The sequence below is a fragment of the Streptomyces sp. NPDC017520 genome (genome assembly GCF_044329855.1).
Lineage (GTDB): Bacteria > Actinomycetota > Actinomycetes > Streptomycetales > Streptomycetaceae > Streptomyces.
The window spans coordinates 309,873-336,374 of sequence record NZ_JBIRKB010000009.1; the positions used below are offsets into that span (position 1 = coordinate 309,873).

The window sequence follows — 26,502 nt, forward strand, 5'->3', positions numbered from 1 at the left end:
CCATGCCCCGGCTGTCACCCGTACTGAAGCAGGCCACTCCCGTCACCGCCGTCCGAGGGGAAGGGCTGTACCTCTACGACGCGGAGGGGCGACGCCACCTCGACTTCACCGCGGGCGTCGGCGTGACCAGCACCGGCCACTGCCATCCGCGGGTCGTCGAGGCGGTCCGCGAACAGGCGGGCCGGCTGATCCACGGCCAGTACACGACCGTCCTGCACGAACCGCTGCTCACCCTGACCGAACGCCTGGGCGAGGTCCTGCCCGAGGGCCTGGACACCCTCTTCTACGCCAACTCCGGGAGCGAGGCCGTGGAGGCGGCGCTGCGGCTCGCCCGGCAGGCCACCGGGCGCCCGGGCGCAGTCGTCTTCGACGGAGGTTTCCACGGCCGGACCATGGGCGCCGCTTCCCTCACCACTGCCGGCTCCCGCTTCCGGGCGCGCACCGGCCCGTTGATGCCGGGCGTCGCGGTCGCGCCCTTCCCGCACGCCTTCGACCTCGGCCTGGACGAATCCGCCGCGGTGGAGTACGCCCTACGGGGTCTCGACCGGGTCCTGGCCACCACCAGCGCCCCGGAGGAGACCGCCGCGTTCGTCGTGGAGCCCGTACTGGGCGAAGGCGGTTACGTGCCCGCCCCCGACGGCTTCCTCGCCGGACTGCGCGAACGCGCCGACCGGTACGGCATCGTCCTCGTCCTGGACGAGGTGCAGTGCGGGTTCGGCCGCACCGGCCGGTTCTGGGCGCACGAGTACGAGACCGGGGCCGCGACCCCCGACATCCTCGTGACGGCCAAGGGCCTGGCGAGCGGGTTTCCCCTCTCGGCGATCGCCGCGCGCGCCGATCTCATGAGCCTCGCCCGCCCCGGCTCCCACGGCGGAACGTACGGCGGGAACGCCGTCGCCTGCTCGGCCGCCCTCGCCACCCTCGACGTCATCCGCGACGAGAAGCTGGTCGCCAACGCGGCCGAGCAGGGCATACGGCTCGCCCGCGGCCTGCACACCGTCGCGGCGCGGACCCCGGCCGTAGCCGACGTCCGCGGGCGTGGGCTGATGCTGGGCAGCGAGTTCCGCCGGCCCGACGGGTCGCCCGACCCGGACACCGCGGGCAGGGCCCAGCAGGCCGCCGCCGAGCTCGGCCTGTTGCTGCTGACCTGCGGGGTCTGGGGGAACACCGTCCGGATGATCCCCGCCCTGACCGTCACCGGCGAGCAGATCGACGAGGCGCTCGCCCTCTGGTCGAAGGCCGTGGAGGCCGCCGTCCGGGAACAGGACTGAACAGCACGCGCCGCGGCATCGGTCCGGTCCCCGCCCGGTGCGGGCCGGACCGGCACGACGTACAGGACAGCGGAAGGGACCCCGATGGAGAACGCTTCGCGCGTCAACGCACCCGCCCCCTCCGGGGCTTGGGACACCAGCAGGCTCAAGGCCGGGCACGAGGTGTGGCGCCTGGCACCGACCGAGCAGGACCGCGCCCGGCTGTGGTCGGCCGCCGGCGGCCCGGGAAGGGAGCCCGACCCGGTCTGGGAAGACCTGCGCTCCCGCATCCGCACGGGGCTCGACGCCTTCGGGTTCGCCCTCGTGCGGCACCTCTTCCCCGCCGGCCCTGTCGCGGACGTCCGCCAGGAGGCGGACGTCACCGAGCGGGTCTCCCGGCTCGTCCGGGACTTCGGCGAGATCGTGCCGCAGAACGGTGCGGGCGACCTGACGCAGGTGCTGCGGCGCCGGGAGGGGGACCCGGACGAGATCGCCTTCCACTGCGACACCTGCGACCTCCTCGTCCTGCTCTGTCTGCGGCCGGCCGCCCGGGGCGGCGCGACACGTGTGGCCGGAGCGCCGTACATCCATGACGTCCTCGCCGCCGAACGCCCGGACGTACTGGAACTCCTCGGCCAGGAGTGGTACTTCGACCGCACCGGCCGCGCGGGCAGCCAGCTCGTCCGCACCCCGATCCTCACCACCGGACCGGACTCCGCCGTCACCTGCTACTACCAGTCCCGTACGGTGCGGGCCTCCGCCGGGCGCGACGGGCGTCCCCCGCTCGACGCCGCACGTGCCGAGGCGCTGGACGTCCTGGACGGGGTCCTCAACCGCCCGGAGACCGCCTACCCGGTCACCCTGACCTCCGGAGACCTGTTGATCATCCGCAACAGCCGCGTCATGCACGGTCGTTCCCCGTTCACCGACAGCCCCGAACCGCACCACCGACGGGTTCTGCGCCTGTGGCTGGACGAGGTGGCGGCATGAGGGGCGCCGTAAGTGGTACGGCAGTCGTCACCGGCGCGGGAAGCGGGCTGGGCCGTGCCGCCGCCCTGGCCCTGCTGGGCCGGGGCTGGAACGTGGTGCTGGCCGGCCGGCGCCCCGACGCCCTGGACGGGACCGCGGCCCTCTCCCCGGGAGGGGACGAGCACGCTCTCGCCGTCCCCACCGACATCACCCGCCCCGACGAGGTCGCGGCGCTGTTCCGGGCCGCCCGCGACCGGTACGGGAGGGTCGATCTGCTCTTCAACAACGCCGGGGCCCCGGCGCCCCGCGTCCCCGTGGCCGAGGTGGCCCTCGACGACTGGAACCGGGTGCTGGGCACGATCGTCACCGGCACGTTCCTCTGTTCGCGGGAAGCGTTCCGCGTCATGTGCGAGCAGAACCCCTCCGGCGGGCGGATCATCAACAACGGCGCGCCGTCCGCGTACACACCCCGCCCGCACTCCGCCGCCTACACCGCGGCGAAGCACGCGGTCCTCGGCCTGACCCGCTCGCTCTCCCTCGACGGCCGCGCCCACAACATCGCCTGCGGCCAGCTGGACGTGGGGAACGTGGAGCCCCCGGACGGCGCCCCGCAGCCTCCCGCACGTCAGGCCGACGGCTCCAAGGCGGTGGAGGCGACGTTGCCGGTGTCCCACTTCACCGACGCCCTCCTGCTGATGGCCTCCCTGCCCGTCACCACCAATGTGCAGTCCCTCACCGTCCTCCCCACCACGATGCCCTTCGTCGGCCGTGGCTGAGCACCCTGCGGCAGGCGGGCGGCCCCGGCCACGCCGGGTCCCGCCCCGCCCCCGTCCATCGCGCCGTACGACACACTCCCCGCCCCTCGACCGAAAGAGGCGAACATGCTCGGCGAGACCGCCCGCACCTGGCTGCACCGCTGGGACGAGCAGCAGGAGCGCTACAGCCCGGACCGGGAGGAACGCTTCCAGGTCGTCATCGACATCGTCGGCCGGTCCCTCGACCGGAGCGGGACGGCCGCCCGGCCGCTCCTGGTGGACCTGGGCTGCGGCACCGGCTCGCTGACCACCCGGCTGGCCCGTGCCTTCCCGCGGGCCGACACCGTCGGCGTCGACGCGGACCCGCTCCTCCTCGGCCTCGCGGAGGAGGCCGTCGCGGGCACGGACATCCGCCTCCTGGCGCGCGACCTCACCGCACCCGGCTGGGCCGACGCCGTCGCACCGGCGCCCTGGGACGCGGCCGTCTCGTCCACCGCGCTCCACTGGCTCGACCCCGGCGAACTCGCCGCGCTCTACCGCACCCTGGCCGCTCGGCTGCGCCCCGGAGGCGTCTTCGTCGACGCCGACAACCGCAGGCCGGCAGACGACCCGGAGCTGATCGACATCGCCCGTCACGTCCGGGCCCGCCGCGCCCACCGGACGGGCCGTCAGGGCCGCGAGGCCTGGGCGGGCTGGTGGAAGACCTTCCTCTCCGCCCCGGAACTCGCCCCGCTCACCGAGGCCCGGGCCCGCTCACCGATCGCGCACCGCACCTTCAGGCAGCCCAACGGACTGACGACCGCCGCCCAGACAGCGCTCCTCCGCGAAGCCGGTTTCAGCGGTGCGGCCACCGTCTGGCAGTGCGGCGACGACAGCGTCCTGGTGGCCGTTCGCTGAACCGGTGAACGGCACCGGGCCGGCCCGGGCGGGGGACGGATGCAACCGCACGGGACAGGTCGGCCGTGGTGCGGACGTGGGGGGGGGGGGGGGGGGGGCCCCCCCCCCCCCCCCCCCCCCCCCCCCCCCGCCCTCTCCCCTCTCAGTCGCGGGGTCGATCACGATGGCAGTCCCCCAGCGACCGAGGAATCCAGCGTCTCAGCGACTGGAGATCCCCTGAGTCGCTTTCACAAATCCGCAGCTCAGAGCCGTGCGAGTCTCCCCAGAGCGACCCAAGCGACTCAAGCTCGGACTTTATGAGGACATTCGCGTGCGCGTGTGCGCGTCATAGATAGAAGCCTTCAGTCGCTTCAGTCGCTGTTTGGCTTTCCTGGACCGTCCTGACCTGCACTTCTACTGCAGCGACCCTCGAGCGACCGAAACTTCCTCAGTAGCTGTTCTTTCGGATCCCTCCCCCAGGCCCCCTCCTTTCGGTCACTGGACAGAACGCAGCCCCAGGCGGTTGGAACCGCCGATAGGCTCATGTGCGCGGGGGCCCCCGAGATACCGGTCACACCGGTCACGCCAGCCCCCTCGCGCAGCGCAGAAGGAGACTCCGACAACCCGACGTACGGAACCCAGTGCGCGGAATGTGAGCTGCTGATACCCAAGGGCAGGCGCTCATAGGTCAGTTCGCACTGTCCGGCCGCGCACGCGTACCGGTTCCTCGAAGGTGCAGGCGTTGGGGAAGCTTCAGAGACTGGCCCCTGGTCAGATGAGACAGAACATTCGTGAGCGCTGAAGCCAGTTGGCACCGTTCGTCATGTACTGCTGCCGATAACGGCGTTATCGGCAGTTGGCCGACGGATCGAGGCCTTCGGCCCTGCACAGCACGAGTCTGAGTCTGGGCTGGCGCTGGTCGCGGTCGGCCGGTGATGTGGCATGGGCGCCGGGGGCGTGGTCGGCCGGGTGCTGTGGTGTCAGGTGGCCCGCCTCGCTCAGGTGAACCACGTCGGGCTTGATGACTCAGATCGATCGAGGCTGGCTCACTTTCAGCGAGACGGTTCATCAGGGCCTGGGTGCGCCACGCGTGTTGAGCAGGGGGTTGGTCCCTTTTCGGTATTGGTTAGTAAGCTGACCTCATGGTCACTCCAAGTACTGCCGGAGACAGAGAGAAGGTCGTCTCCAAGCTGCCGTCCTGGCTGCGCCAGGACCTCAAGGTTCGTGCCGCCGAACTCGGCATCGACATCCAGGACGCCGTGTCCGCCGGCATCACCGCCTGGCGCGCATCAGCGCCCGGCGACTGCCCTGCCGTCGACACCTCAGGCTCCAGCTCCTTCTCCACATGGCTGCCCCCGGGGCAGTGGGAGGATCTCAAAAGAACCTGCAACGGACGCGACGGCATGCCGTTCGTCCAAGGCCTCGCCCAGTCAGTACAGACCTGGCTGAGAGCCAACCCCTCCCCAAGACACCGTCCTGTCACCGGCGTCGTTCAGCGCAAGGTCGTCATAAACCAGAAGGGCGGTGTGGGGAAAACGGCGGTTGCCGCAGGCGTGGCGCAGGCGCTGGCCGAGGACGGCATGCGCGTGCTGCTGGTGGACTACGACCCGCAAGGGCACCTCAGCGACCAGCTCGGTGTGGAGCAGCTCCCCCCGGGAACGGACAGCCTGGTGCTGCACATGTGCGGCGAAGGCAAGGGCCAGCTGAAGGACCTTGTCGTCACGATCGAGTCCCCTCGCTTCGAGAAGCGCCTTCATGTGCTGCCGGCCTGCCCGGACGGGTTCCTTCTCGACGCGAAGATCGCGGTCGCGCGGATGAGGAACAAGGAAGCCGCGCTGGAGCGAGCCCTGCAGCCGCTGGAGAAGGACTTCGACGCGATCGTGATCGACTGCCCGCCGAGCCTGGGCATGGCGACCGACGCCGCGATCTACTACGGGCGTCGCCGCCAGGGAGAAGCCGAGGGGATCTCCGGCATGGTCATCCCCGTTCTGGCGGAGGACTCGTCGGCAACGGCCTACGCCATGCTGGCCGACCAGATCGAGTCCCTGCGCGAGGATCTGAACCTGGAGATCGAGTACCTCGGGATCGTGGTCAACCTCTACGACAGCCGACGGGGCGTCGTCGCCACATCCTCCCTCCGGGAATGGCGGAACCTCGGGGACCCGAAGGTGCTCGCCGTGATCGGCGACCTCAAGGAACAGCGAGAAGCCGTACGCAAGCGTATGCCGCTGCTGGAACACGCCCCCCACTGTGACCAGTCGACGGGCATGCGGGAGATCGCGAGGCAGATTTCATGAGTTCCAAGGAAGACCAGCTGGGCGCATCATCGTCGTTCGCCCGGGCCGGGAAGGCCCGCAGCGTCCGGCGCCAGCTGACCGACCAGGCTTTCGGAACCGTCGACCCCAACGAACTGCCGCTCACTGAGATCAGCGCCAACCCCGACAACCCCCGCGAGACCCTGGGCGATGTCTCCGGCATGGCCGCCAGCCTCAGCGAGGTCGGGCAGATCCAGTCGATCACCGTCGCGTCCATCGAGGCATACCTGCGGGACCGTCCAGAGCGTGCCTCGGAGCTTGAGCCCGGAGCGAGCTTCGTCGTCGTGGACGGGCACCGGCGCCTGGCGGGCGCCCGGGCGGCAGGGCTCGCGACGATAAAGGTCACCGTCGACGACGCGCGGGTCACCACGGACGAGGCTCTCCTGGAGTCCGCCTTCGTCGCGAACGCCCAGCGGGAGAACCTCTCCGATCTGGAAGAAGCCGCGGCGCTGAAGACGTTGGTGGCGTTCTACGGCTCCCAGCACAAGGCAGCCAAGAGGCTCGGCGTCACCCAGCCCTACATCTCACAGCGCCTGTCCCTGCTGGAACTGGCTCCCGAGCTCCAGGCAGATCTGGAGGCAGGCCGGCGCAAGGTCGAGCACGTGCGGGGGCTGGCCAAGCACGCGCCGCAGGAACAGCGCGCAGTGGCGGACGCGCGAGCTGAACAGACCGCCGCGAAGAAGAAGAAGCAGAGCTCGCCTGCTTCTCCCCCGCCCGCTGATAACGCCGTTATCGCCCCCGAGCAGCCGCAGGCACAGAGCCGACGGGACTCCCCCGCCGATAACGCCGTTATCAGCAAGCCCACCGAGGTCCCCGAGGCAGGAACGCCAACGGCCGAACAGCCTGAGCCCACGACTGATAACGCCGTAATCAGTCCCGCCACGGACCAGCACTCCCCGACGCACCTCCCGTGGCACAACCCGCACGCGCTGAACAAGCTGGCCCGCCAGCACATGACCGCTGAGGACCGGCGCACCCTCGCCAAACTCCTCACCCAGGAGTGAGGCCACGCGGAAGCGTCCCTGCCGTGCCGACGAAGCACGACAGGGACGCTCACCGCCCATCGGCCCGCACCCCCGAACACCCCCACAACTTGCTCCACAAGGAGGCTCCCGCGTGGCCGCGATGCAGCTGACACGCACGCACCGCATACTCATCGGGATCGTCGTCGCCGGTGCGGTGCTCATCGCCGCGATCGGTTTCGCGGGTTCCTACGCCGCCGTGCGCGAACTCGCGGAGGACAAGGGTTTCGGCGAGTTCGCGCTGGTCTTCCCCATCGGCATCGACGCGGGCATCTGCGTCCTGCTGGCCCTGGACCTCCTGCTGACCTGGATGCGGATCCCGTTCCCGCTGCTGCGCCAGACTGCGTGGCTGCTGACGGCGGCGACGATCGCGTTCAACGGCGCGGCCTCCTGGCCGGATCCGCTGGGCACCGCGATGCACGCGGTGATCCCGGTGCTGTTCGTCGTCTCCGTCGAGGCCGCCCGGCACGCGGTGGGCCGGATCGCGGACATCACGGCCGACAAACACATGGAGGGTGTCCGGCTCACCCGCTGGCTGCTCTCCCCCGTCCCCACCTTCAAGCTGTGGCGGCGGATGAAGCTGTGGGAGCTGCGCAGTTACGAGCAGGTCATCAACCTCGAACAGGACCGGCTGATCTACCAGGCCCGGCTCCAGGCTCGCTTCGGCCGCAACTGGCGGCGCAAGGCCCCGGTCGAGTCGTTGATGCCGCTGCGCCTCGCGAAGTACGGCGTGCCCCTCGCCGAGACCGCCCCGGCCGGGCTCGCCGCCGCCGGCATCGAGGAGCCCACCCTCACCACGGTCGAACGGGTAGGCGCCGAGGGCGAGACACCTGCGCTGTCCATCGGACATCAGCGCACGGGGGAGGCGGGTACCGAGGCTGAGCGGCCCGCCGGGGCCGGGCACGAGGCCTTGGCGAGCGGCCTCGCCACCAGCGTTCCGGACCCCGCGGAGACGAGGCCGGAGCCGGCTCTTCCGGACGTGGATTACCTCGCAGCTGCCGAAGGCTACGTAGCCCAGAGGGGGCACTTCCCCGACGCCGAGCAGTTCGGGCTCTTCCTCGCGCAGTACAACGTCATCGACACCTCGACCCGCGGGCCGCTTACCGGGACGTTGCTGGACCCCCTACTCGACGAGCTCTGGATCGAGCACAACGAGAGGTTCATCCGCCAGAACCAGGCTCCGAGCGGAGACGGCAGCTCCACCGAGCCGGAGCCCGAAGGGTCTAACCCCGGACCGGAGGATCGTGCTGAGGAGCTGCCTGGGCAGCCCGGCGGGAGGACCAGCGCCTGGTTCGACTCCGGCCAGAAGGCACCGGCGGAGGGTATGGCGCAGGACCGGTTGGAGAACTTGGAGTTCTGGAACGGAGCGTCCGGGGACACTGCATTCGACGACGAACGTTCCGATTCCAACGGCGTTCCAGTAGCAGCTGCGGCGCCAGGCGGAACGGCGGCGGACCGGACGGGGGAGGGGCGCCGTGTTGTGCAGGTGCGGATCCCCGACGGTGAGGAGCCCGACCAGGCGTCGCCCTCCAGCGACCGCGATGAGGAGCCCCCCGAGCAGGCTGAGACACCGGACCACGAGCTAACGCCTCTCACAGGGGCGGAGCTGGTGGCGGCCCGATACCGGGAGCTGCGCGCCGAGGAGCGTTCCAGGTCCGCCAACTCCCTCGCCCCGGAGCTCGCCGAGGGCACGCCCTACAAGGTTGGAACGGTGCGCAAGTATCTGGGCGACATCAAGCGCGCCGAGCGGCAGGCAGCCGCAGCCGGTTGAGGATCTCGTCTTCCAACCGTCGCCCGGGAGGATTCCAGGACGTTCGGCCAGCGGCGACAGTGACCTGTCTCTCTTGGTGAGTGGCACCCCGACGAGGTAGCCAGCACCACCTGGTGGTGCCGCCCCGGCCGTATCCGGAGCCCTTGGTGTGAATCGGTGCCGGTAGTCCGTCGCGGAGTTCGGAACCGGGTTGGAACGAGCTGACCTGCGATTTTCCAACTCACAGGCCAGGCGGCCTCGGTCCTCACCCGCAGCGGCGCTGTCCAGGTCCGCTCATTCGCAAAAAAATCATGAAACAGCGTGTAAGAGAATCCCGCCCGCCGCGCTCTAAGGCTCTGTACGGCCAACGCACTGCACCGTGCAGCGCCCAACGGCCGTTCATGAGCAGAGGAGGCGTGAGGTGGAACTCGCGGTGACCTTGGTGACGATGGCGGCGGCGCTGGCACCTGCTATCAAGGAATGGCTCACCAGCAGGGCTGCACGGAATCGAGCAGCGGCTCGCTCTGAGATCATCCGAGCCCGTCGCGAAGCACGGCCGACAGAACGGCGCAGCGACCGAGGAAGGCGTGCGACCGGAGGGGGCGCGGGAAGTGAGCAGTGATGCAGGCAGGAACGCCCTGGCCGAACTGTACGAGCAGTACGCGCCGTGGCTCGCGCAGCGCGCCCGATGGAAGCTCGCCGAACACGGCATACCTGACTCGGTGATCGGTGCCGAGGACTTGGTCCAGACGGCCTTCCTGCGGGTTCGGGACGCGTCAGCCATCAAGTACCCAAAAGCGTACCTGCGCCGCATTGTCGAGAATGAGGTGACGGTGATCGCCGAGCGCCGCGACCGGTGGCACGCTGCTGAGACCCACCGAGCGTTCCTCGCCGAGGAGGCAACCCCGGACATAGCCTGCCTCGTTGCCAACCGGGCCGCCGTGCACCAGCACGTGAGCCAACTACCCCTGGGACAGCGCGAGGCGGTGTGGTCGCACAAGGCGCTCGGCTACACCATCGCCGAAACCGCCGAAATGTTGCAGAAGCCACCAGGCACCGTGGCTGTGCACGTCGCCCGTGCCACACGCTTCCTGCACCGCCATCTTGTCGCCGTGTACGCAGCCCTTCTGGTCGCCGTGGTTGCGATGGTCTGCGGAGGGGTGCGCCGGGTCGATCCTGTCAGCGGAGGACCGCCGCAGCCGCCAGGGTGGGAGGGCACTCGCCTGCACCCTTTCATCGAGAACATGCCGTGGAACGGCTTCACCATCGCCGCAGCAGGCTTCGCCATCGGCGAGGTCATCCGCCGGGGCTGGCTCCTCTGGATGGTGGAGCACATTCATCGGGACTCGTTCAGGCGGCTGGAGAAGATCATCAGTCCTCAGTCGGCCGGCCGGCGCCTGTTGGATTGGGCCAGCCGGACCTGGCGTACGGTGTTCGCTCGGAATGATCCCGCCCACCCGATCTCGCCTCCGAGTCGCTCGAGGCGAGTGAATGTAACGACGCCCAACGGGCCGATGTATTGCATCGCCTGTGATTCCGACGAGCCTCACCGGAGCCTCAGCAGTGCAGAAAAGGAATGGCTCAAGAAGCGCTGTATGCGGAAGAGTGTCGAGGAATTCTTCCTGTGCCTGGCGCCCGGCTGCCGCAGGGTACGCACCGGCTTCAACAAGATTCCGCTAGCCGAGCCTCTGCAGGTCCCTTACCTCGGCAGTGGGACAAACCCGTGATCTTTGTCCGTGCGGTTCATCCGATTGTGCAGGCACGCCCCGGGCGATCGGGGCCCCTATGAGTTTGGTCAAGCTGTTCGGGCGGGTTGTGGTTCGTAGAAGGTGCCGTCGCGGAGCATCGCGAAGGGGACTTCGGCTCGTCGTCTCGCGAGGCAGAGGAGGGCTCGGGTGTGGCGCTTGCCCTGGGCGATCTTCTTGTCGTAGTAGGCGCGGGATGCGGGGTCGCCGAGGGCTGCGAACGCGGAGAGGAAGAAAGCCCGTTTGAGCTGCTTGTTCCCTCGGCGGGAGGGCTGTTCGCCGCGGATCGAGGAGCCCGAGTTGCGGGTCGCCGGGGCGAGTCCGGCGTAGGCGGCGAGGTGGGCGGCGGAGGGGAAGCTGCTGCCGTCGCCGACCTCGATGAGAATCCTGGCTCCTGTCCTGATCCCCACTCCGGGCATCGAGATCAGGACCTGGGGCGAGCGGCTCACCGCCGTCACTCCGTACGACGGTGGTGCCGGGCAGGGCGCTTGTCTCCGCACAGGTCTTGTGAGCGGGGACGCCGCCTTCGTCCAACAGGGTTGTCGCCCGGGCGCAGTACCGGCGCGGCCTGGCTTCGGATGACCAATGACTACTCGACCCCCAGTCCAGCAGACGGCCTTCGGTCCGGTCTCCCGGTCCAGGCTGTCGGGGCACGTTGCTCCCAGCCGGTGCCTGTTCTGCTGGCCGGGGCGCCACCGGCGATGGCGCGGGCTCGGATGGCCACGTTCCGGGGCGACGGCCTGCTGCTCCTTCGCCGACTCGCTGGTTCGGTACCTCGGGACCGGCCAGGGACGGCGGTACGGCGACCGGTGTGACGGCAGCGTCCGAAGCTGCGGAGGCGGGGCGGCAGGTGGGCGCCCGATAACTGGCCCTGACCGGGAGGTCCCGCTCATCTTCCGGGCCCTGTTGGGACGCGTCCGGCTGGCCGCTGTTGTGGTCTTCCAGCCGGTCCCGATCGGCTTCCGTCACCCAGAACCGGTGTGTTCTCGTTCCCGTACAGTGTTCGATCGGGACGATCAGCCCGGCGGCCGTCCGGCGCACCAGGTCGTCGAAGAACACGTCGCGCGGTTTCGGGGTGATGTGCTGCTTGCCGCACCGACTCGAGGTGTCCGGGCAGCGGTAGAGGGCTCGGATGTCGCACCGCCAGAAGTTGAGCACGCGAAAGCCCGAGACGACTCGGAGGTCGCCGGACTTCGCGATCACTGCGGCGGGCAGGTTGTCGCTTCTCGTCCAGTGGGTGTCGGTGCGGCTCGCATAGTCGGAGCGGTCCGTGTGCCACGCCGGGGTGATCCCGTTTTTCGCCGCACGGCTTGCTCGGGCCTTGACGCTCCGAGGGCCTTCCGCTCCAGCCGAGGAGAGCTGGATCTCCCATCCGATCCGGATGCCGTTCTCGCCTTGCACGAGCGTGTCGGTCTGGACCCACGAGCGCGGCCCTACGGCCGTACGGACCTCGCTGTCCGCGGGGTACCCGACGCTGTCGGCTGCCCGCACGATCCGCTCCTGATACGCCTTGTGCTCGTCCGACAGAGAGGCGTGGTGCCTCTGCTCGTCCTCCGACCGCTCGTGTACTGCCTCCCGGCGCCCGTTGCTCTTCACTCGCAGATACATCCAGGCGATCACCCCCGCCTGCCGGCAGACGCCGCCGCACTGCAGACCCCGGCTGGCCACCGGCACATTGCGCAACGCGTCGATCCGGTCGCTCTGGTACAGCAACTCCCAGAGATTCGGGATGCTCTCGTGCCCAAGGTCGTCGCGGGTCAGGTTCAGCTCAATGCCCCACTTCTCGTGCCAGACGATGTTCGCCACTGTGTCCCGCCTCCACTGTCGCCAGTCCTGTCCTGAAGGTAGAACCACCCACTGACAACCCATCAGATAGCAGATCAGCCATACGAATACGGACAGGGGGTTCGAATTGGGCGAAGCCAGCGCCTGGGCCGTCCGCCAACGGGTCAGGCCCGCGAGGAACTACGCCACCGAGACTGTTGTCCGGCGCCGCGTCCGGTCCGGCGACGTGGGTACGTCGAGATGTCCAGGGTCAGCACGGTCACCAACGCTGCAGGTCGGCGATGTACGGGTCGACGGAGCAGGGCGCCGGGACCCGGCGCCCTGCAGGGTTACAGGCTCTGCTGGATCAGCCAGAAGCCCAGTCCGACGATGCCTGCCCCGGTGGCGTAGGCGGCGCCGCGCAGAGCGCTGGAGAGCAGAGCGTGGCGTCGGCGGGCGAGCCAGGTCTGCACGGGCTGTTTCTGCGGGGGCTCGTCGGTGGGTTCGGATCGGCGGTTAGTGTGCATGGTGGTGCTCCGTTCTTCGGGTGCCTGCGGAGTTCGGCGGGGCTGGGCGGCTAGGAACCTTCGGCCCCGCTGGGCTCTGGTCAGGGGCGGCCGACCAGTGTGTGGATGTGGTCGGCGATGCGGGCGTCGGGGCGGCAGACGAGGCCGTCGGTGTAGCGGTCGACCACGCGCTCGACGTCGGCCTCCAGGTGCCCCGTGGTGATGGCCCGGCAGGTGGGGTTGCGGACGAAGTAGCCGGTGAGGGAGTCGAGGGCCTTGAGGAACTCCTCCGGGTCGGGATCGGGGCTCGGACCGGAGGAGAACAGCGTCGTGGTGACCTGCTTCTTCCAGAACCGGGCTTCGCGTTCTTCGCCGAGGCCGAGGTGGTCCAGGTAAAGGCAGTAGGCGGCGCCGTTGTGCCCGGCGCCGGCGGCGAACCTCCACCAGAACCTGGCGCTCTCGGGATGGCGGGCGAGGTAAAGCGTGCACGCGAAGACTTGCACGCCGTCGATGTCGACGCCGCCTGTCCAGCCGTCGAACTCGGTGACGCTGTCCTCGTTCTCGTCGGGTCCGAGGAGCGCGGTCAGCCTCTCCACGTGGGCGGCCGCCCCGGCCTGGGTGACGGCGCACCGGGCCATGGCGCCGAGGCGGCGGCGGGCGCTGGGGCGCGCGGGCGCCGCAGGGGTGGGCGGGACGTAGCCGATGTCGTGGGCGAGGCGCCGGAGTCCGGCACCGACGTCGAAGGGCCGGCGGGGTTCACGGACGCGGGCGTCGGCGTCCGCGAAGAGCTTCTCCCAGGGGTTGGTGGTCACAGGATGTCCCTTCGCTTCATCGGACGCGTGGCGCGGCGGTGGATGGGAGCCAGGCGCTCCAGGGCCTTGCGGCAGTGGTGGCGGACCGTGCTGGGGGTGAGCCCCATGTACCAGGCGATATGCCTGGTGTCGTACTTGCCGATGAACTTGAGCACCACCACGTCGAACTGACGCGAGGGCAGCTTGCAGAGCGCCGGGTACAGGCCGATGCCGCTGTCCATGGCCGTCATGTTCTCGCGCAGCGTGCCGAGGAGTTCGTCGATGACGACCCTGCGCATGATGTTCCAGGCCTGCTCCGGGAGGTCGGGCTCGGTGAGCAGGTCGTCCCAGTGCCGCAGGAGTTCCCGGAAGGCGCGGTGCACGGCCTTCTCCGCGAGGTCGTTCGTCCCGAGGACGAACAGGGCGAACTCGTGGAACGCCTCCTGGTTGGTGAGGTAGTAGGCCTCGAACTCCAGCGGGAGCGGGAGCGGGGCTTCGGCCACGGGGGTGCGGCCGTCCTCCTTGCGTACGTCGTCGGTCATGGATCCTCTTCGTTGAGGCTGAATGGTTCCGGCATCGAGGTGCCGTCACGGATCACTCAACCGGCCGAATCCGCCGAACGCGCATGCGCACCCGAGCGAATATGACGTTCAGGGATCATCTAGCGCCGGAGCGTAATCGTGTGACGTGTGGTGCACGGGACCTGACCTGCGGTGACGGGTAGGTTCGCGTGACATGGCCCCGCCGGAGTGGCAGGCGAGGCGTGAGGAGCGTCACGTTTCCCTTGGCCCCCCTGGCCGACCTCTCCGTCACGAACGAGTGAAAACGGTCAACTCGCTTGCGGTAAACCCCCGCTGATAGGCGGTGCGAGCACCCACGGTGCTCCCTTCGCCGGCCCGGCCGGTACCGATCGGACCGTGTCAGGGCGGATCAAGCCAAGTTCGGGAAGTCGCGTACGCCCGCCTGTCACCCCGTCAGACTACACAGTGCAGTTATCCGACTACACGAACCAAGGGGAGGGCTTCCTTGCCGCGCAGGGACGACATCGTGACGATCGTGATCGACACGAAGAACGAGATGAAGAGGTCGATCGACGGCCTCGGCAGCCGGGTCAACGACCTGGAGCGGGATTTGAGGGCCGCGTTCGTCGCGGAGATCACGGGGCTGCGCGAGAGCGCCCTGACCGATCTGAAGTCGTCTCAGCAGGAGACACGGACCAGCGCCTACAACGCGGGAAAGCGCGCGAGCGAAGCCGTTGCCGCAGTCGCCGACCTGCGCCGTGACGTCGACCGGCTGCACCACGGGCTCGGCAGCCTGCGCGAGGACGTCGGCCAGATCCTCGAAGCTCTGCAGGCCCAGGCCCAGGCCCCGGTACAGGTGACGGCGGCGGCCGGTGCGGCGGAGGACCCCTACCCGACTGCGGTGCCGGACGCTGCGGGCACCGGATACGGGCCGGAGACCGTGGCGCTTCCCGGGCAGAGGCCGGCACTGGTCCAGGAGTCGACACCCCAGGCAAATCCCTCTGTTCCTGGGCCGGTGGACAGTCCGCCCGCGGCAGCGGACCGGGAAGCCTCCACGGCCCCGGACACTCCCGCGTCCGATGAGAGCGCAGCCGAGCTGCTGGCTCCTGAAGTCGACCAGGCGCCGGAGGGCGACGACCGCGGACACCAAGAAGAGGAGAAGGAGCAGGACGTCCCCCGCGCGGCACTGGAAGCCAGCGAGCAGGGCCCCGACGAATCAGTGAACGAGCCGTCCCCGCTCACCTGGAAGGGGAGGATCTGGGCGATCATGAGAGCCGGGAAGGTCGCGTCGGCCACCCTGGTCTGCCACCGGGACACCTGGGAATTCGTGGCAGCGCAGGTCGGCAGCCACCCGCACTTCCGCACCCCCACCCTGGAGGAACGCGAGAACGGCCTCGTGGCGGCGGTCCTCTCCGGCCGATCCCTGGTCGCCATGCTCCTGGCCCTCTACCGCGTGGCCATCGCCTCCACGCGCAGGCCGGACGGCGAAGACCTCGAGGAACTGGTCGCCTACGCCGACTGGGCCATGGCCTCCCAGGTCTACTACGCCACCGCCCGGGTCCTCAGCACGGCCTGGTCCGGTGAAGGCGACTCCGTCATCATCACGATCGACAACCGGGTGCCCGCCCGAGCGTGATGGGCTCGCCGCTCGTCCGCAGCCCCGGATCCGACTCCGGGGCTGTGCCGCCACAGTCGGCTTCGCGACGACGCTGGGCGCGGGCCAGCTTGATCGGGCCGGCCCATCGTCCGAGACTTACGCCGCTCCAGCAAATGAAGAAGGCCCTCACCGATCGGTGAGGGCCTTCAAAGTCTGAACCCTGGGGTGTGGCCTGCCCGCTTTCGCGGACTACCAGGGACGTTTCCAGGGTCTTCGCCGCCCATCATACCTACGATTACCGACTATGCACAGCACGCCGCCCCCCCGGCATCGAGACGCTCGACAGCAAGGCCGTCATCGAGCTGTTCAGCCCCGACCGGCTGAACCCCTACCTGACCGAATGTGCCGGCGACCACGCCGCGGCGCTCGCGCTGTACCGGTGGAACAGCACCGTTGCCGCGGCGTTCTTCGAACCGATCGGGCACCTGGAGATCATGCTGCGCAACGCGCTGGACGCCCAGCTTGTTGCCGGTCAGCAGCGCCGGGGTCGGACCGCCGACTGGTACACCGACCGAAAGGTCCCGCTCGGAGACAAGGCCCGCGCGGATATTGCCCAGGCCCAGCAGCGCGCTGGGCGTCGCGGCGCGGCCATCCCGCGCGGGAAGGTCATTGCGGAGCTGAGCTTCGGCTTCTGGCGCTTCCTCCTGGCCCGCCAGTACAAGACGAAGCTGTGGCCCGACCTCGCCGGGGCCTTTCCGCACGCCCCTGACCGTGCTCTGCCCACAGTGGAGGACCCGGTCGGCCGGCTGCACAAGTTCCGCAACCGCATCGCCCACCACGAGGGGATCTGGCACCTGCCCCTCGAGGCCCGCCGGAACGACATCCAGACTGTGCTCGGCTTCATGGCACCGGCCGCCGCGACCTGGGTCCACAGCGCATCACGCATCGACGACGTCCTCGCCCGCCGTCCCTGATCGCGCGACCGTCGCTTCGTCCCGTTCCGCAGGCCCCTCCGGTGGCCGGAACTGCCGTACTGGGCTGAAGGTGGACCAGACAGGATGAGGTGGCGGCGGTGCGGTGGAACACTCATCGGAAGCTCGCGAAGCGGGTGCAGGCGACGGTCCGGGATCTCCGGATCCCGCCCCTGGACCGTACCGACCCGCTCGGGGACTTGGTCGCCGTGTTTGAAGAGCGCCTGGGCTACTCCATCACCGTGGTGACCATGGAGAACGACAGCATCATTAACGGAGCGCTGGAGAGCCGGCCCGGCGGCGGCACCGCGATCGTTGTCCCGGCCGGCACCAGAACCCCCAACCGGCGCCGTCGCCTCGTGTGCCGGGAGCCCGGCCACCGCACCGGCCGCATCGACTACTCCACCACCGAGTAGGAGATCGAGTACACGGCCCTCTTCCTCGGACGCCACGTCGACAACGCTCACCAGGGACGCCGCCGCGCTCCGAAACTCTCTTCCGGGGCGCGGAGGCGGTCGTTCAGGAGGCGGTGACGCCCCATCCAAGGTCCTGGTCCTGTCGGACGGTGCGCAGGTTCGGTGTGGTGGTCATAGCCGGAGCGTACGCCCGACAGACCGCTGAAGACAGGCCCGAGCGGTCCTTCTCTCACGCCGTACGGTCCCGAGGCTGGGGCGCGGACGTTCGAGTTCGACCTTCCGGGCGCGGTACTGCTCCCACTCGGACGCCTTCGCCCACGCCCTGGCCGTCACGGTCTCGCGCAGCTGCCGGTCGGTCCTCTTCCCGGTCCAGGGAAGAGGTGGCGGCGCTGGCCACCCGCTGACCCAACCGCGCTCACCTGCGCCGTCGCTCCTTGATGCCCGGCAGGTAGGCAACCTGCTGCGCAACCTGTTGAGCAACCGGTCAGGCAACCAGCAGCGCAACCTCGCGTCGGCCCGGGCGGCTGTGCTCGCCCCGTGCTCTGTCGCACGGCATCGACCACCCGGACCAGCAGCCGGCGTACGCCCGGTCGGCCGTGGGAAACAAACCCGACGCCCTGGGCGCTCGGGCGCACCCCTGTTCGCCCTGGCACGACTGGGCCGGCGCTGCGTAAATCGCGACGCCTACCGGTAAGTGAGCCCATTCTCCGGTCGGCAGACCCGGCACGGCTCCACCTCCGGCATCTCCAGCGCGATCAACGCATCGTCCTGGCCGATGTACCCGCCGACCACCGGGTACGCGGCGCAGTCGCCGCGGTGGAGCAGCGCGGGGGCGTCAGGCTGCTCGGGCTGGAGTTTCCACCGGAGCCCGGCGTGCGCCTGCTCGCGGCGCCCGCGCTCCTGCGTCTCCTGGGCTTCGAGCTGCTGGACCCGCTTCTTCGCCTGCCGCAGCTGGTACTCCAGCCACTGGACCACGGCCCGGTTCTTCTCCAGGGGCGTCGGCTCCCGGTCCGGCCGGTCCAGCTCGTACGGGCCGGGCCCCTCAGGCACCGTTCGTCTTCTTCGCGGGGAGCTCCGCCTGGTACTTCGCACACAGGGGGTTCTCTGGGGTAGATGGTGTGGCGCGAGGCAGACGAAAGGCAATCTGTGCCGCTCAGCGCGCGGACCGCCAACACTAGTCGCTGCAACAGGTGTGGTGCCATCGCTGGTTCGAGTGAGTGCAGGACGCGCACGAAGGCGTGTTGCCGCGACCGGAACCGTCGGCTCGATCAGCCGCGAATGGCTGCCGCGGTGTCGAGGGTGAGGGCGGCCGGGCACCCGCGAGCGCCTCGGCCGCCACCACGGCCCGCGGCGCGACATCGTGCTGCTGGAGCGGTGCAGCACCCTGGTGGTGTGGACCGATCCGGAAATTCCGGTTCCCGGTAGGTGGGCTTAGGGTGCAGGATTCGGCCATGGCCATTTCCATTGCAGATGTTGCCTGGGCTCGCGCGGAGCTGGCCAGGTTCCTGGACCTGACCACGCTGTACTACCCGCCGGACCCGCCGGGGGTCACCGTCATCACCTCGCGTATGTCCAACCGGGGGGATCAGAAGGACATCTTGGCCAGCGCTCAGGTGGTCGAGCAGATCCTGGACCGGGCGCTTCCTGGCTGGCGCACGGAGATACCGGACAGCCGCGTCAACCGCTGGTGTCGCCACCGGGAGGCCGCCCAGCGAGCTGAGGCAGTGTTGGAGCGCGACGGCGAGGTTCGTGCACGGCTGGGGGACGATGCCCCGGACCTGAACGCCTCGGCGATGCACTCCTGGGCATGGGAGGGCGCGCGGCCGCTGTGGCAGAGCGGGCACTTCCGCGAGGCCGTCACGGCTGCCGCCCGAAAGGTCAACGCCGAGACGCAGAACAAGATCGGACGCAAGGACGTGAGCGAAACCAGGCTGTTCCAGCAGGCCTTCTCCCAGGACGATCCGAAGCCCGGGCAGCCCCGCCTGCGCCTGATGGGCAACGACGGAAGCGACACCTTCCGCAGTGTCCACCGCGGTGCTGCGGCGTTCGCGGAGGGCTTCTTCGCCGGGATCCGCAACCCCAACAGCCACGATGACGGCCTCCCCGAACTTCCCGAGCATGAGGCGCTGGAGCAGTTGGCCGCGCTCAGCGTTCTGGCTCGCTGGGTCGATACCGCGGCCCTGATCACCGCCTGACGTCCGAAAGCTCTTGGCCGGTTCAGGCAAGCAGTCGGGGATCTGTCGGGCTGCGATCACGTAGCGGCACCCGGACGACGAGAAGGCCCCTGCGGGTTCGGTGGGGCGGCCGAGTAGGGTGCGGTCAGGAGCGGGGGTTGGGAGATCTTGAACTTTGATGTACCTGGCCCGGAAGCCGGCTGGCGGGATGCACAGGTCTCGGCGTGTGCGAATCCGAACCCTACGTGGCAGACCAGCATGTGGTGGTACATCTCGGGTCTCTTCCGTGTGGTGGCTGGCCTTGCACCGTCGCTTGACTCTGTGGCGGGCCGGTTGAAGCTGACGACCGAGCGTGGCTGGGAGGAACTGAGCCCCGTCGACGTCGCGATGATCCAGATCCGTGGCGTGCATTTTGCGCTCCACCGCATGGAGTACAGCCCGATGACGGACACCATCGTGTCCGTCATCAACGAAACGGACGACGACGAAGCAGCCATCGACATCCTGCTCGATGCGTTGGGCATCGGGCGTGAGGCACTGACGTTCAGGGGAGATCTCCGACGCGGCGACGACGAAGTCGAATGGCTGCCGGCAGCACGTCCCCTGGATTGACCTGAAGGGGCACTTCTTGCCCCCACGAAGTGTCTGCTGCTGGCTCCGGACGGGCTGGCGTGGGCTGTGGCTCCCCGAACAGAGCCGTCGGCGGTGATGCGTAAGGGCCCATATAGCCTGTCCTCACGAGCTGTCGGACTGCCCTGTCGGTGCGGTCGGCTAGCGTGCGCTCGTGACCACACTCGAACTGGTTCTCGCTCTCGGGGCCGATGACCTGACAGAACGGGATGCGGCCGCCACTGCCGTAGCTGATCTGGGGGCCGCGGCCCTACCAGTACTGATTGGGCAACTGAAGGATCCCGGCTCGCCCGTGAGCGAGCCCGTCCTGCAGGCCGTCTTGCGCCGCATGGGCACGGAGGCGTTCGAGGCGGTGCTCGGCGCCCTGGAGACCTTGCCGCCGGGAGAGGCGCCTCATCGACTGTTGCGGGCGTTCGCTGGGTTTGGGGCGGCGGAACTGGACGGCTACGTTGGCGCCCTCCTGCTTGAGGATTCAACTCTGCGGCGTGCTGCTGTGGCAGCGATCAGCCGCTGGAGCAGCGATGTGCCCACTGCTGCTCGCCATGTGCTGCCGCTGCTGAGCGACCGGGACGCGAAGGTCAGGCAGGCTGTGGTTCAGGCGTTCTCTGCGTGGGGAACAGCCGTGGTGCCGCTGCTGCAGGCGGTCCGCATCGACGGCCCCGGGGCGGCGCGCGCGGGCGCTCTGGAAGCCTTGGCGAAGATCGGCGGCGAGGCGGTGATCAGCGCCCGTGACATCGCGGCACTGGAGCGGCTGGCCAGGATCGAAATCGCCGGCGACCCACCAGTTCCGCTCTCCTGCTGCTTCCTCTCCTGGATCGCGGTGCAGACCGGGGACCAGGCTGGCGTCATGGAGATGCTCGGGCTGTCTCAGCCGCGTCCGGTCCCGTTTTCCGTCGGCGTGTATGCCGCGGACATCGACAGTCATGGCGGCCTCGACGCCGATCCGCTCGACGTGTACCGCAGGGTGTTCGTTACTCCTGAGCTCGCCGGCTGGACCTTGGTCGTCGGTTCCTGGTGCGATCCCAGCGCCACCGAACGCCAGAACGAGGTCCTCGAGGCGTGCGAACGACTCAGCACCCGCTTCGGGCGCGCGCAAGCTTACTGGTGGAGCGCCTCGCAGGACGGCTCGGCGGTCCTGATCGCCGAGGATGGTGTCGTCGTACGTCGCTTCGGCTACTTCCCTGGCGAGGATGTGCAGCACCTGGAACTGGGAGAACCGCTCGCGTACGAGCAGCAGCGGCGCGCCGCGCTCGGGCTCCCCGCTCTGGCAGCCGACCGCGTGGACACAGAGGAAGACGCCGACGAATGGATGTGGGAGCTCCTCGACCTCGCGCCCAACCTGGCCGGCGCCTTGGGGCTGAACCCTCTGTCCATCGATGCTTCGACACCGACCCGGGGCACAGGGCAACTCGCTCTGACCGAATACGGTCACCGCCTGGGCGCGCCGCCCGGCGCACTCAGACGGTGATCAAAATGACGTGACGTCGCAGGCGAGTGCCCGCGAACGCCGCGGGGAGATGCGTCAGCTCTTCTGGTTGAGGGCGCGGGTCAGGTCGCGGTTGGCTGCTCGGGCGGCTTCAAGTTCGGCTTGACGCTCCTCAAGCGCGCGCGTCAACTCAACGTTGCTTTGTTCGAGCCTGGTGATCCGGCTGCTCAGCTCGGCGACATCGGCGGGTGGCTCGAGGCCGGAGGCCCGCCAGATCTCTTCGCCGAGTGCCTTCGACAGGCGTTCTTCGAGTTGTTGGACGCGGGCGGCCAAGCGGGCACTGCGGGCACCTGCGTTGGCGAGATCGGCCTGAAGCTATGCCGAAGTTGCGGTTGGCCCAGCCCCGGACGGTGTGGCCGGTTCGTGCGCCGCGGTGTGGAGCGCGTTGAGGAGGTCGCGGTGGCGGTAGAGGAAGGTGCGGTCGACACGGGCGGCGCGGGCGATGGCTGAGGCGGTCAGTGGGCTTCCCTCGCACCGTGCGATGGTGATCGCGCTCGTCACGCGTGTACAGCGGCGTTCGGTATCGGCCTGGCGGCCGTCGCTCATGGCGGTGGTCACGACGGGTGGATCCTTGGGGGTCGGACGTCGGGTAGGGGCTGGCCGACGCGGGGCATGCCGAGGTGGACGGTGCGCGAGCGGCGCACGAGGGTGATGGCCTGTTCGATCTGCGCGCGGTCCTCGGCGGTGAGCTGATCGAGGTCGGAGCTGACGCGGTCGATGAGCCGGCGGACCCGGCTGATCTCCTCCTGTGAGGGCATGGCCTGGGTCCGTGCCCATTCGTCGGCTTCGAACGCGGACATCAGCCGCTCGCGGCTTCGCAGCAGGTCGGCGATGTGGGCTTGAAGGTCTGGGAGATAGGAGACGTCGGTGGAGAAGTGCTCGCAGCCCAGACAGCGGAAACGCAGGGGGCACGCGTGGCCGCCTGCGGCGACGTTGGAGGGTTCGCGGCAGACCCCGTACGGGGTGGCAACCTCCCCAATCGCACGCCGGACGTGTTCGGAGTCGAGCAGCCTCTGAGTCGCGCGCCAGACCCGGTTGCCGTGCCGGTCGAACTGGAGGGCCGTGACCCGGTCGACGGCCTCCCGACGGCGCTCCGCACCGACCCGGTAGTAGCCCTGGGTGGTGGAGATGAGCCGGTGGTCCATCAATTCCTTGAGGACGTCGGGATGCACTCCGGCGTCGGCGTGCCGCTGGGCATAACAGTGCCGGTAGGCGTAGAGGAAGACGCGGGTCTTGTCGAAGGGCACCAGGTGGGTGACTGGGGTACCGGCCTCGGTGGTGATGACCGGGACGACGAGGTCGGGCAGCGAAGCCACCCAGGTGCGGTGGGCGAGAGCGATGTCTTTGTAGGTCTTGGTTCCCTCGGGGTTCGTTCGAGTCTGGGGCAGGAGCTTGAGCCGGGCCGGCTCGGTGGTCGGGAAGCGGTCGCGGACGCGTTGCTGCTGGCGGCGGATCACCTCGGCGGTCTCGCCGCTGATGGGGAGGCGGCGGCCGAGCCGGTAGGCCTTGTGGTTGTCGTAGACGAGCACGGGTGATCCGTCGGGGTCGCTCTCCAGGCAGTCCCAGGCCAGGGTGTAGATCTCGTCGGGGCGTCGTCCGGTGTCGATGAGGAGTTCGGTCGCCACCCTCGTCTCGGTGTTGCTCATCTCCTCCAGGCGGTCGAGGTGGGAGCACAGGATGCGCATCACCGCTTCGGGTAGGTCGCGGCCGGCCTCGGCGTCTTCGGGCTCGTCGGGCATGTCCTCGGGCCAGATCGCGAAGTCGACCGGCATGCCCTCCAGTACGCCGTCGGGGCCGGTCAGGCCCAGGGCGCGGAAGCGGAGCAGGACTCGGCGGACGAAGCGGGTGTAGGCCAGGCGGCGTGATGCACTCTGTTTGCCGGTCGCGGTGAGGTGGCCCATGCGGTTGCTGTACGCCACGATGTCGGCCCGCCCCCACAGTGCTGGCACCTCGCCGCGGTCGGGGCGCTGAAGGCGCAGGCTCTCCGAGAGCATGGCGACGGCGGAGATGATGCCGCGGGCGTGGTGGACGGCGTTCTTGTTCCGTCGCCGGGGCAGGTCGTCGTAGACCCAGATCTTCATCGCTTCCCGCAGCGGCTTCTGGGTGATCGCGGTGAACGGGACCACTCCGGTGTGCCCGAAGACGGACATGTCCCAGACGTCCTTGACCCGCTCGGTCTCCGGCGTGGTGTTCAGCCGGGTGAGCGCCAACTGTGCGGCACGGATCATCGTCGCTTGCTCACGGCTGTAACCGGCGGCCTCGGGATCGGAGACCTCCTCCAGCCGGCTCGTCTGCTGGGCGCGCAGCCGGTCGTAGAGCGGGCGCAGGCACTCGGGCCGGAGCTTGTAGCCGTTGTCGACCCGTGACGACAGCGCGTACAGGACTTCGGCGACCAGCAGGTCCGGCAGACCTCGCAGGCTCACCTCCCGGGTGGAGCAGACCGCCTTGTCCGTCCGCCGCCACCGCTGCTCGTCGAAGCCAGGCTCTTCGCGAACTGTGCGCAGACGTTGGGTGTGGGTCTTGCAGTACGGGTACTTGCTGCCCGCACGGTCGAGGTAGCAGGCGGTGACCAAGCAGGGGCCGAGCCCGGCGAGGCCGACGACCTGGGGGTGGGCCAAGAACTCCTCCATTCCCAGGCCGCCCAGGGCTTGGCTGCGCTGGAGGCGGTGGGTCGCGCACAGTCGAGCGGTGGCGGTGTCCTGGGGGCGCTCGCACCGGTCGACGGCGCACGTCTGCTGGCCGATGCCGGCGCTGATGCTCTTGGGAACGAGGAGGAACTCGTCCAGCGGCATGCCGCTCTTCGCCTGGCGCCCCATGCAGCCCCAGCACATCGGCCGGGTAGCGACTGTGATGACCGAAGGACAGTTCGGCACCGGGCAGTCCGGCAGGCCGACCACCGGATGCGCACGGGGAAACGTGATCACCCGCCGCTGCCAGTCCCAATCCCACACCGCGAGGAACCCCGGATTTAGAGCCTGAAGGATCTCCTCCAACCGCCCGTCGCCTGCCGGTACCGCAGTCGGGAGACGGACGGCGGAGACGGCGGCCGTCATTGGTCCTCCTTGCTGGCACCAAGGGCACGCGGGGTCGGGACCCGCTCGACGGCCGCCCGCACCCGGCCCGGATCCGGGAACCGGTACGGACCCGACGAGTCCACGCTCCGCTGTCCCAGCAGCGCCTGAACCTCATCAGGCGACCCACCCGCGTCCGCGACGTTCGAACCGAACGCCCGCCGAGCCATATGAGGACCAACCCTCCGCGCCAGCCCCGCCCGGGCCCCGAGCCTCCCGAACAACTCCCCGATCGCCTCCGGCGACATAGGCACCCCCAGCGGCGCCCGGAACAGATTCACCAGGAGGAAGTCGCTGCCGCCGGCGCCAAGCAGGCGATGCCGCTCCTCGTAGTACAGATCGAAGGCGGACACCGTCAGGAAGTCCAGCGGGGCCACCCACGCGTGCCGCGACTTCGACCAGGCCCCATTCGAGTTCTCCCGCCGCCGCACGTGCAGGTGCGCCCCCGGGTACTTACAGCCCAGCGCCTGTGAGTCCGGCAGCAGATGTACGTCGCTGCGACGCAGCCCAGCCGCCTGCCCGCGCCGAAGACCAGCCCGCCCGAGCAGCAGCACGATCAGCCGGTCCCGCGCGCTACGGCACGCAGTGAACATCGCCACCAGCTCCGCATCGGCCGCGCGGTCCACGTCGGCGACCGGTTCCCTCAGCCGGTGCAAAGGGCGCAGCCGGTAGAACAGGCCCCCGTCCTCGCCCGTAGCCTCCGCTGGCAGGTCCCGGCTGTCAGCGAGCTCGTAGATCTGCCCCAGCACCCCGCGCGGAGCCTCCCCCGCGGACACCGCATACGACAGCAGCCCCCGCACAGCGACGAGCACCCGGTTGATCCGCCGCTCACACCGCACAGTGTCCGCTCCCGGGCCGGGTCGCACCACCACGGCGACCCCATCCCGGGGCGCCGGCGTGTACTTCAGCCAGACCATGAACAGGCCCAGATCCCGGCCCGCATCAGGCCACGACCGGCCCGTTCCCCCGCACCACCGCAGGTACAGCGCGACGCCACCGGCGTACGCCTTCGTTGTCAGCTCGGCCCGGTCACGCCCGAAACGAAGGTTTCGCAGCCAGTGATCAGCCACGGGGACGACTTCTAGATCGTCGTCAAGGACCGTCCAGTACTTCTGCCCGGACGGCATCACCACGGGAAACGCCCGCATCAGCAACTCCTGCATCGAGTCGTGCAACAACCCGCCGCAGAGCCACAACCCCCGAGAACGAGTCCCAGGAGCTCAACGAACCCACCTCACCCCACGTCACACCACAGCTGATTCGCCCTGAGAGAAAGGGGGTTGGCGCCGTGCCCGTACCGGTGGGTGGGCTGCCGGTATCGGGCGCAGGGGCCGGTCTGGGTGCTCATCCTTCCAGCGTACGACCGGTACGAGACGATCCTGCGGAGCCCTGAGCGCAGCAGCGGCGTACGGGCAGGGGCGGGGGCAGCAGCTCTGCTGGTCCCCCGTCCCGGGCCACTTCCTGCGGACCGGCTGCCGGGTGCACGGGTGGCAGACCAGACTGGGCCCCATGACGCAGGCGCCCCGGGTGTACGGCACCGAACACGACCTTCCCGCGAGCGGACCGCAGCCCGGCCGCAGCTACCGGGAGCTGACCGGCGGTCCGCTGGACGGGCAGCTGATCGACGTCACCGGCTGGACGGACGACGAGGTCACCACCGGCGCGTACCTGATCACCCTGCACAGCGCGTACGGGCCGGGTGGGCGAGCCTCGTACGCGCCGACCATCAGCCGGCCCGATGGCCCGTGGGTCTGGGAAGGCGACGTGCCCTGACATCTCACGCCGTACGGTCCAGCCGCTGCGGCACGGCCGCCGGAGTGATGGTGGCCAGCCCGGCCCGTTCGGCGGCAAGCCGCTGCAGGGCGCGCGCACGGGATACCTCGCTCGGCCGGA

The 26,502-nt window shown here is 69.4% G+C and carries 23 protein-coding genes and 1 pseudogene; 15 read left to right on the top strand and 9 right to left on the bottom strand.

Annotation, left to right across the window (positions count from 1 at the left end):
* The first annotated feature begins 2 nt into the window (after positions 1-2).
* The 8 genes from ACH4KB_RS23275 (at position 3) to ACH4KB_RS23310 (ending at position 10,664) form a co-directional block, all read left to right on the top strand.
* Positions 3-1,271 (top strand): aspartate aminotransferase family protein, encoded by a 1,269-nt coding sequence (locus ACH4KB_RS23275; protein ID WP_398067803.1) that lies wholly within the window; start codon positions 3-5, stop codon positions 1,269-1,271.
* Between the two features lie 84 nt (positions 1,272-1,355).
* Complete coding sequence (locus ACH4KB_RS23280) at positions 1,356-2,240, top strand: TauD/TfdA family dioxygenase (RefSeq protein ID WP_398067804.1); 885 nt, start codon at positions 1,356-1,358, stop codon at positions 2,238-2,240.
* Complete coding sequence (locus ACH4KB_RS23285) at positions 2,237-2,995, top strand: SDR family oxidoreductase (protein WP_398067805.1); 759 nt, start codon at positions 2,237-2,239, stop codon at positions 2,993-2,995. The genes ACH4KB_RS23280 and ACH4KB_RS23285 overlap by 4 nt, the downstream gene beginning before the upstream one ends.
* Before the next feature lie 105 nt (positions 2,996-3,100).
* A complete protein-coding gene (locus tag ACH4KB_RS23290) occupies positions 3,101-3,871 on the top strand; it encodes a class I SAM-dependent methyltransferase (RefSeq protein WP_398067806.1) in 771 nt (256 codons plus the stop codon).
* Between the two features lie 1,121 nt (positions 3,872-4,992).
* Positions 4,993-6,147, top strand: coding sequence for a ParA family protein (locus ACH4KB_RS23295; protein ID WP_398067807.1), 1,155 nt, complete (start codon positions 4,993-4,995; stop codon positions 6,145-6,147).
* A complete protein-coding gene (locus tag ACH4KB_RS23300; RefSeq protein WP_398067808.1) occupies positions 6,144-7,169 on the top strand; it encodes a ParB/RepB/Spo0J family partition protein in 1,026 nt (341 codons plus the stop codon). The genes ACH4KB_RS23295 and ACH4KB_RS23300 overlap by 4 nt, the downstream gene beginning before the upstream one ends.
* 112 nt (positions 7,170-7,281) lie before the next feature.
* Entirely contained in the window at positions 7,282-8,958 is a 1,677-nt protein-coding gene (locus ACH4KB_RS23305) for a DUF2637 domain-containing protein (RefSeq protein ID WP_398067809.1), read from the top strand.
* Positions 8,959-9,548: 590 nt separating this feature from the next.
* Entirely contained in the window at positions 9,549-10,664 is a 1,116-nt protein-coding gene (locus ACH4KB_RS23310) for an RNA polymerase sigma factor (protein ID WP_398067810.1), read from the top strand.
* A 68-nt stretch (positions 10,665-10,732) separates the two neighbouring features.
* Here the strand turns inward: ACH4KB_RS23310 and ACH4KB_RS23315 are convergent.
* The 4 genes and pseudogenes from ACH4KB_RS23315 to ACH4KB_RS23330 form a co-directional block, all read right to left on the bottom strand.
* Positions 10,733-11,113, bottom strand: a pseudogene (locus ACH4KB_RS23315) (transposase); the annotation flags it as partial.
* Positions 11,114-12,796: 1,683 nt separating this feature from the next.
* The gene (locus ACH4KB_RS23320; protein WP_398067811.1) at positions 12,797-12,973 is read right to left on the bottom strand and encodes a hypothetical protein; all 177 of its coding nucleotides are present in this window, start codon (positions 12,971-12,973) and stop codon (positions 12,797-12,799) included.
* Between the two features lie 80 nt (positions 12,974-13,053).
* Positions 13,054-13,764, bottom strand: coding sequence for a hypothetical protein (locus ACH4KB_RS23325; RefSeq protein ID WP_398067812.1), 711 nt, complete (start codon positions 13,762-13,764; stop codon positions 13,054-13,056).
* On the bottom strand, positions 13,761-14,285 hold the full coding sequence (locus ACH4KB_RS23330; RefSeq protein ID WP_398067813.1) for an RNA polymerase sigma factor: 525 nt from the start codon (positions 14,283-14,285) through the stop codon (positions 13,761-13,763). The genes ACH4KB_RS23325 and ACH4KB_RS23330 overlap by 4 nt, the downstream gene beginning before the upstream one ends.
* Positions 14,286-14,769: 484 nt before the next feature.
* Here ACH4KB_RS23330 and ACH4KB_RS23335 point away from each other — a divergent pair, with 484 nt between their 5' ends.
* The 3 genes from ACH4KB_RS23335 (at position 14,770) to ACH4KB_RS23345 (ending at position 17,248) form a co-directional block, all read left to right on the top strand.
* Positions 14,770-15,900, top strand: a complete 1,131-nt coding sequence (locus ACH4KB_RS23335) for a hypothetical protein (protein WP_398067814.1) — start codon at positions 14,770-14,772, stop codon at positions 15,898-15,900.
* 188 nt (positions 15,901-16,088) lie between these two features.
* Entirely contained in the window at positions 16,089-16,835 is a 747-nt protein-coding gene (locus ACH4KB_RS23340; protein WP_398067815.1) for a hypothetical protein, read from the top strand.
* Positions 16,836-16,933: 98 nt separating this feature from the next.
* The gene (locus ACH4KB_RS23345) at positions 16,934-17,248 is read left to right on the top strand and encodes a hypothetical protein (protein ID WP_398067816.1); all 315 of its coding nucleotides are present in this window, start codon (positions 16,934-16,936) and stop codon (positions 17,246-17,248) included.
* A 684-nt stretch (positions 17,249-17,932) separates the two neighbouring features.
* Here the strand turns inward: ACH4KB_RS23345 and ACH4KB_RS23350 are convergent.
* Positions 17,933-18,298 carry a DUF6233 domain-containing protein gene (locus ACH4KB_RS23350; protein ID WP_398067817.1) on the bottom strand — a complete coding sequence of 122 codons (366 nt, stop codon included), beginning with the start codon at positions 18,296-18,298 and terminating at the stop codon, positions 17,933-17,935.
* A gap of 401 nt (positions 18,299-18,699) precedes the next feature.
* On the opposite strand from ACH4KB_RS23350, the gene ACH4KB_RS23355 reads away from it, so the two are divergent.
* The 3 genes from ACH4KB_RS23355 to ACH4KB_RS23365 all read left to right on the top strand — a co-directional run bounded on the left by ACH4KB_RS23355 (position 18,700) and on the right by ACH4KB_RS23365 (position 21,520).
* Positions 18,700-19,443, top strand: coding sequence for a TIGR02391 family protein (locus ACH4KB_RS23355; RefSeq protein WP_398067818.1), 744 nt, complete (start codon positions 18,700-18,702; stop codon positions 19,441-19,443).
* Between the two features lie 147 nt (positions 19,444-19,590).
* Positions 19,591-20,034 carry a hypothetical protein gene (locus ACH4KB_RS23360; RefSeq protein WP_398067819.1) on the top strand — a complete coding sequence of 148 codons (444 nt, stop codon included), beginning with the start codon at positions 19,591-19,593 and terminating at the stop codon, positions 20,032-20,034.
* Positions 20,035-20,206: 172 nt separating this feature from the next.
* Complete coding sequence (locus ACH4KB_RS23365; protein ID WP_398067820.1) at positions 20,207-21,520, top strand: HEAT repeat domain-containing protein; 1,314 nt, start codon at positions 20,207-20,209, stop codon at positions 21,518-21,520.
* A gap of 54 nt (positions 21,521-21,574) precedes the next feature.
* Here the strand turns inward: ACH4KB_RS23365 and ACH4KB_RS23370 are convergent, their stop codons facing one another.
* The 4 genes from ACH4KB_RS23370 to ACH4KB_RS23385 all read right to left on the bottom strand — a co-directional run bounded on the left by ACH4KB_RS23370 (position 21,575) and on the right by ACH4KB_RS23385 (position 25,772).
* Complete coding sequence (locus ACH4KB_RS23370; protein WP_398067821.1) at positions 21,575-21,811, bottom strand: hypothetical protein; 237 nt, start codon at positions 21,809-21,811, stop codon at positions 21,575-21,577.
* Positions 21,812-21,853: 42 nt separating this feature from the next.
* The gene (locus tag ACH4KB_RS23375) at positions 21,854-22,096 is read right to left on the bottom strand and encodes a hypothetical protein (protein ID WP_398067822.1); all 243 of its coding nucleotides are present in this window, start codon (positions 22,094-22,096) and stop codon (positions 21,854-21,856) included.
* Positions 22,093-24,354, bottom strand: coding sequence for a hypothetical protein (locus tag ACH4KB_RS23380; protein WP_398067823.1), 2,262 nt, complete (start codon positions 24,352-24,354; stop codon positions 22,093-22,095). Before ACH4KB_RS23380 ends, ACH4KB_RS23375 begins: the two co-directional genes overlap by 4 nt.
* A gap of 233 nt (positions 24,355-24,587) precedes the next feature.
* Positions 24,588-25,772: a tyrosine-type recombinase/integrase gene (locus tag ACH4KB_RS23385; RefSeq protein WP_398067824.1), complete on the bottom strand. Its 1,185-nt coding sequence runs from the start codon at positions 25,770-25,772 to the stop codon at positions 24,588-24,590.
* A 346-nt stretch (positions 25,773-26,118) separates the two neighbouring features.
* On the opposite strand from ACH4KB_RS23385, the gene ACH4KB_RS23390 reads away from it, so the two are divergent.
* Positions 26,119-26,382, top strand: a complete 264-nt coding sequence (locus ACH4KB_RS23390) for a hypothetical protein (RefSeq protein WP_398067825.1) — start codon at positions 26,119-26,121, stop codon at positions 26,380-26,382.
* Positions 26,383-26,502 lie beyond the last annotated feature (120 nt).

Excerpts from the sequence above, each read along its gene's own strand:
- ACH4KB_RS23275 (WP_398067803.1), top strand. The coding sequence starts at position 3 with ATGCCCCGGCTGTCACCCGTACTGAAGCAGGCCACTCCCGTCACCGCC.
- ACH4KB_RS23280 (WP_398067804.1), top strand. The coding sequence starts at position 1,356 with ATGGAGAACGCTTCGCGCGTCAACGCACCCGCCCCCTCCGGGGCTTGG.
- ACH4KB_RS23285 (WP_398067805.1), top strand. The coding sequence starts at position 2,237 with ATGAGGGGCGCCGTAAGTGGTACGGCAGTCGTCACCGGCGCGGGAAGC.
- ACH4KB_RS23290 (WP_398067806.1), top strand. The coding sequence starts at position 3,101 with ATGCTCGGCGAGACCGCCCGCACCTGGCTGCACCGCTGGGACGAGCAG.
- ACH4KB_RS23295 (WP_398067807.1), top strand. The coding sequence starts at position 4,993 with ATGGTCACTCCAAGTACTGCCGGAGACAGAGAGAAGGTCGTCTCCAAG.
- ACH4KB_RS23300 (WP_398067808.1), top strand. The coding sequence starts at position 6,144 with ATGAGTTCCAAGGAAGACCAGCTGGGCGCATCATCGTCGTTCGCCCGG.
- ACH4KB_RS23320 (WP_398067811.1), bottom strand. The coding sequence starts at position 12,973 with ATGCACACTAACCGCCGATCCGAACCCACCGACGAGCCCCCGCAGAAA.
- ACH4KB_RS23330 (WP_398067813.1), bottom strand. The coding sequence starts at position 14,285 with ATGACCGACGACGTACGCAAGGAGGACGGCCGCACCCCCGTGGCCGAA.
- ACH4KB_RS23355 (WP_398067818.1), top strand. The coding sequence starts at position 18,700 with ATGGCCATTTCCATTGCAGATGTTGCCTGGGCTCGCGCGGAGCTGGCC.
- ACH4KB_RS23380 (WP_398067823.1), bottom strand. The coding sequence starts at position 24,354 with ATGGGGCGCCAGGCGAAGAGCGGCATGCCGCTGGACGAGTTCCTCCTC.
- ACH4KB_RS23385 (WP_398067824.1), bottom strand. The coding sequence starts at position 25,772 with ATGCAGGAGTTGCTGATGCGGGCGTTTCCCGTGGTGATGCCGTCCGGG.
- ACH4KB_RS23390 (WP_398067825.1), top strand. The coding sequence starts at position 26,119 with ATGACGCAGGCGCCCCGGGTGTACGGCACCGAACACGACCTTCCCGCG.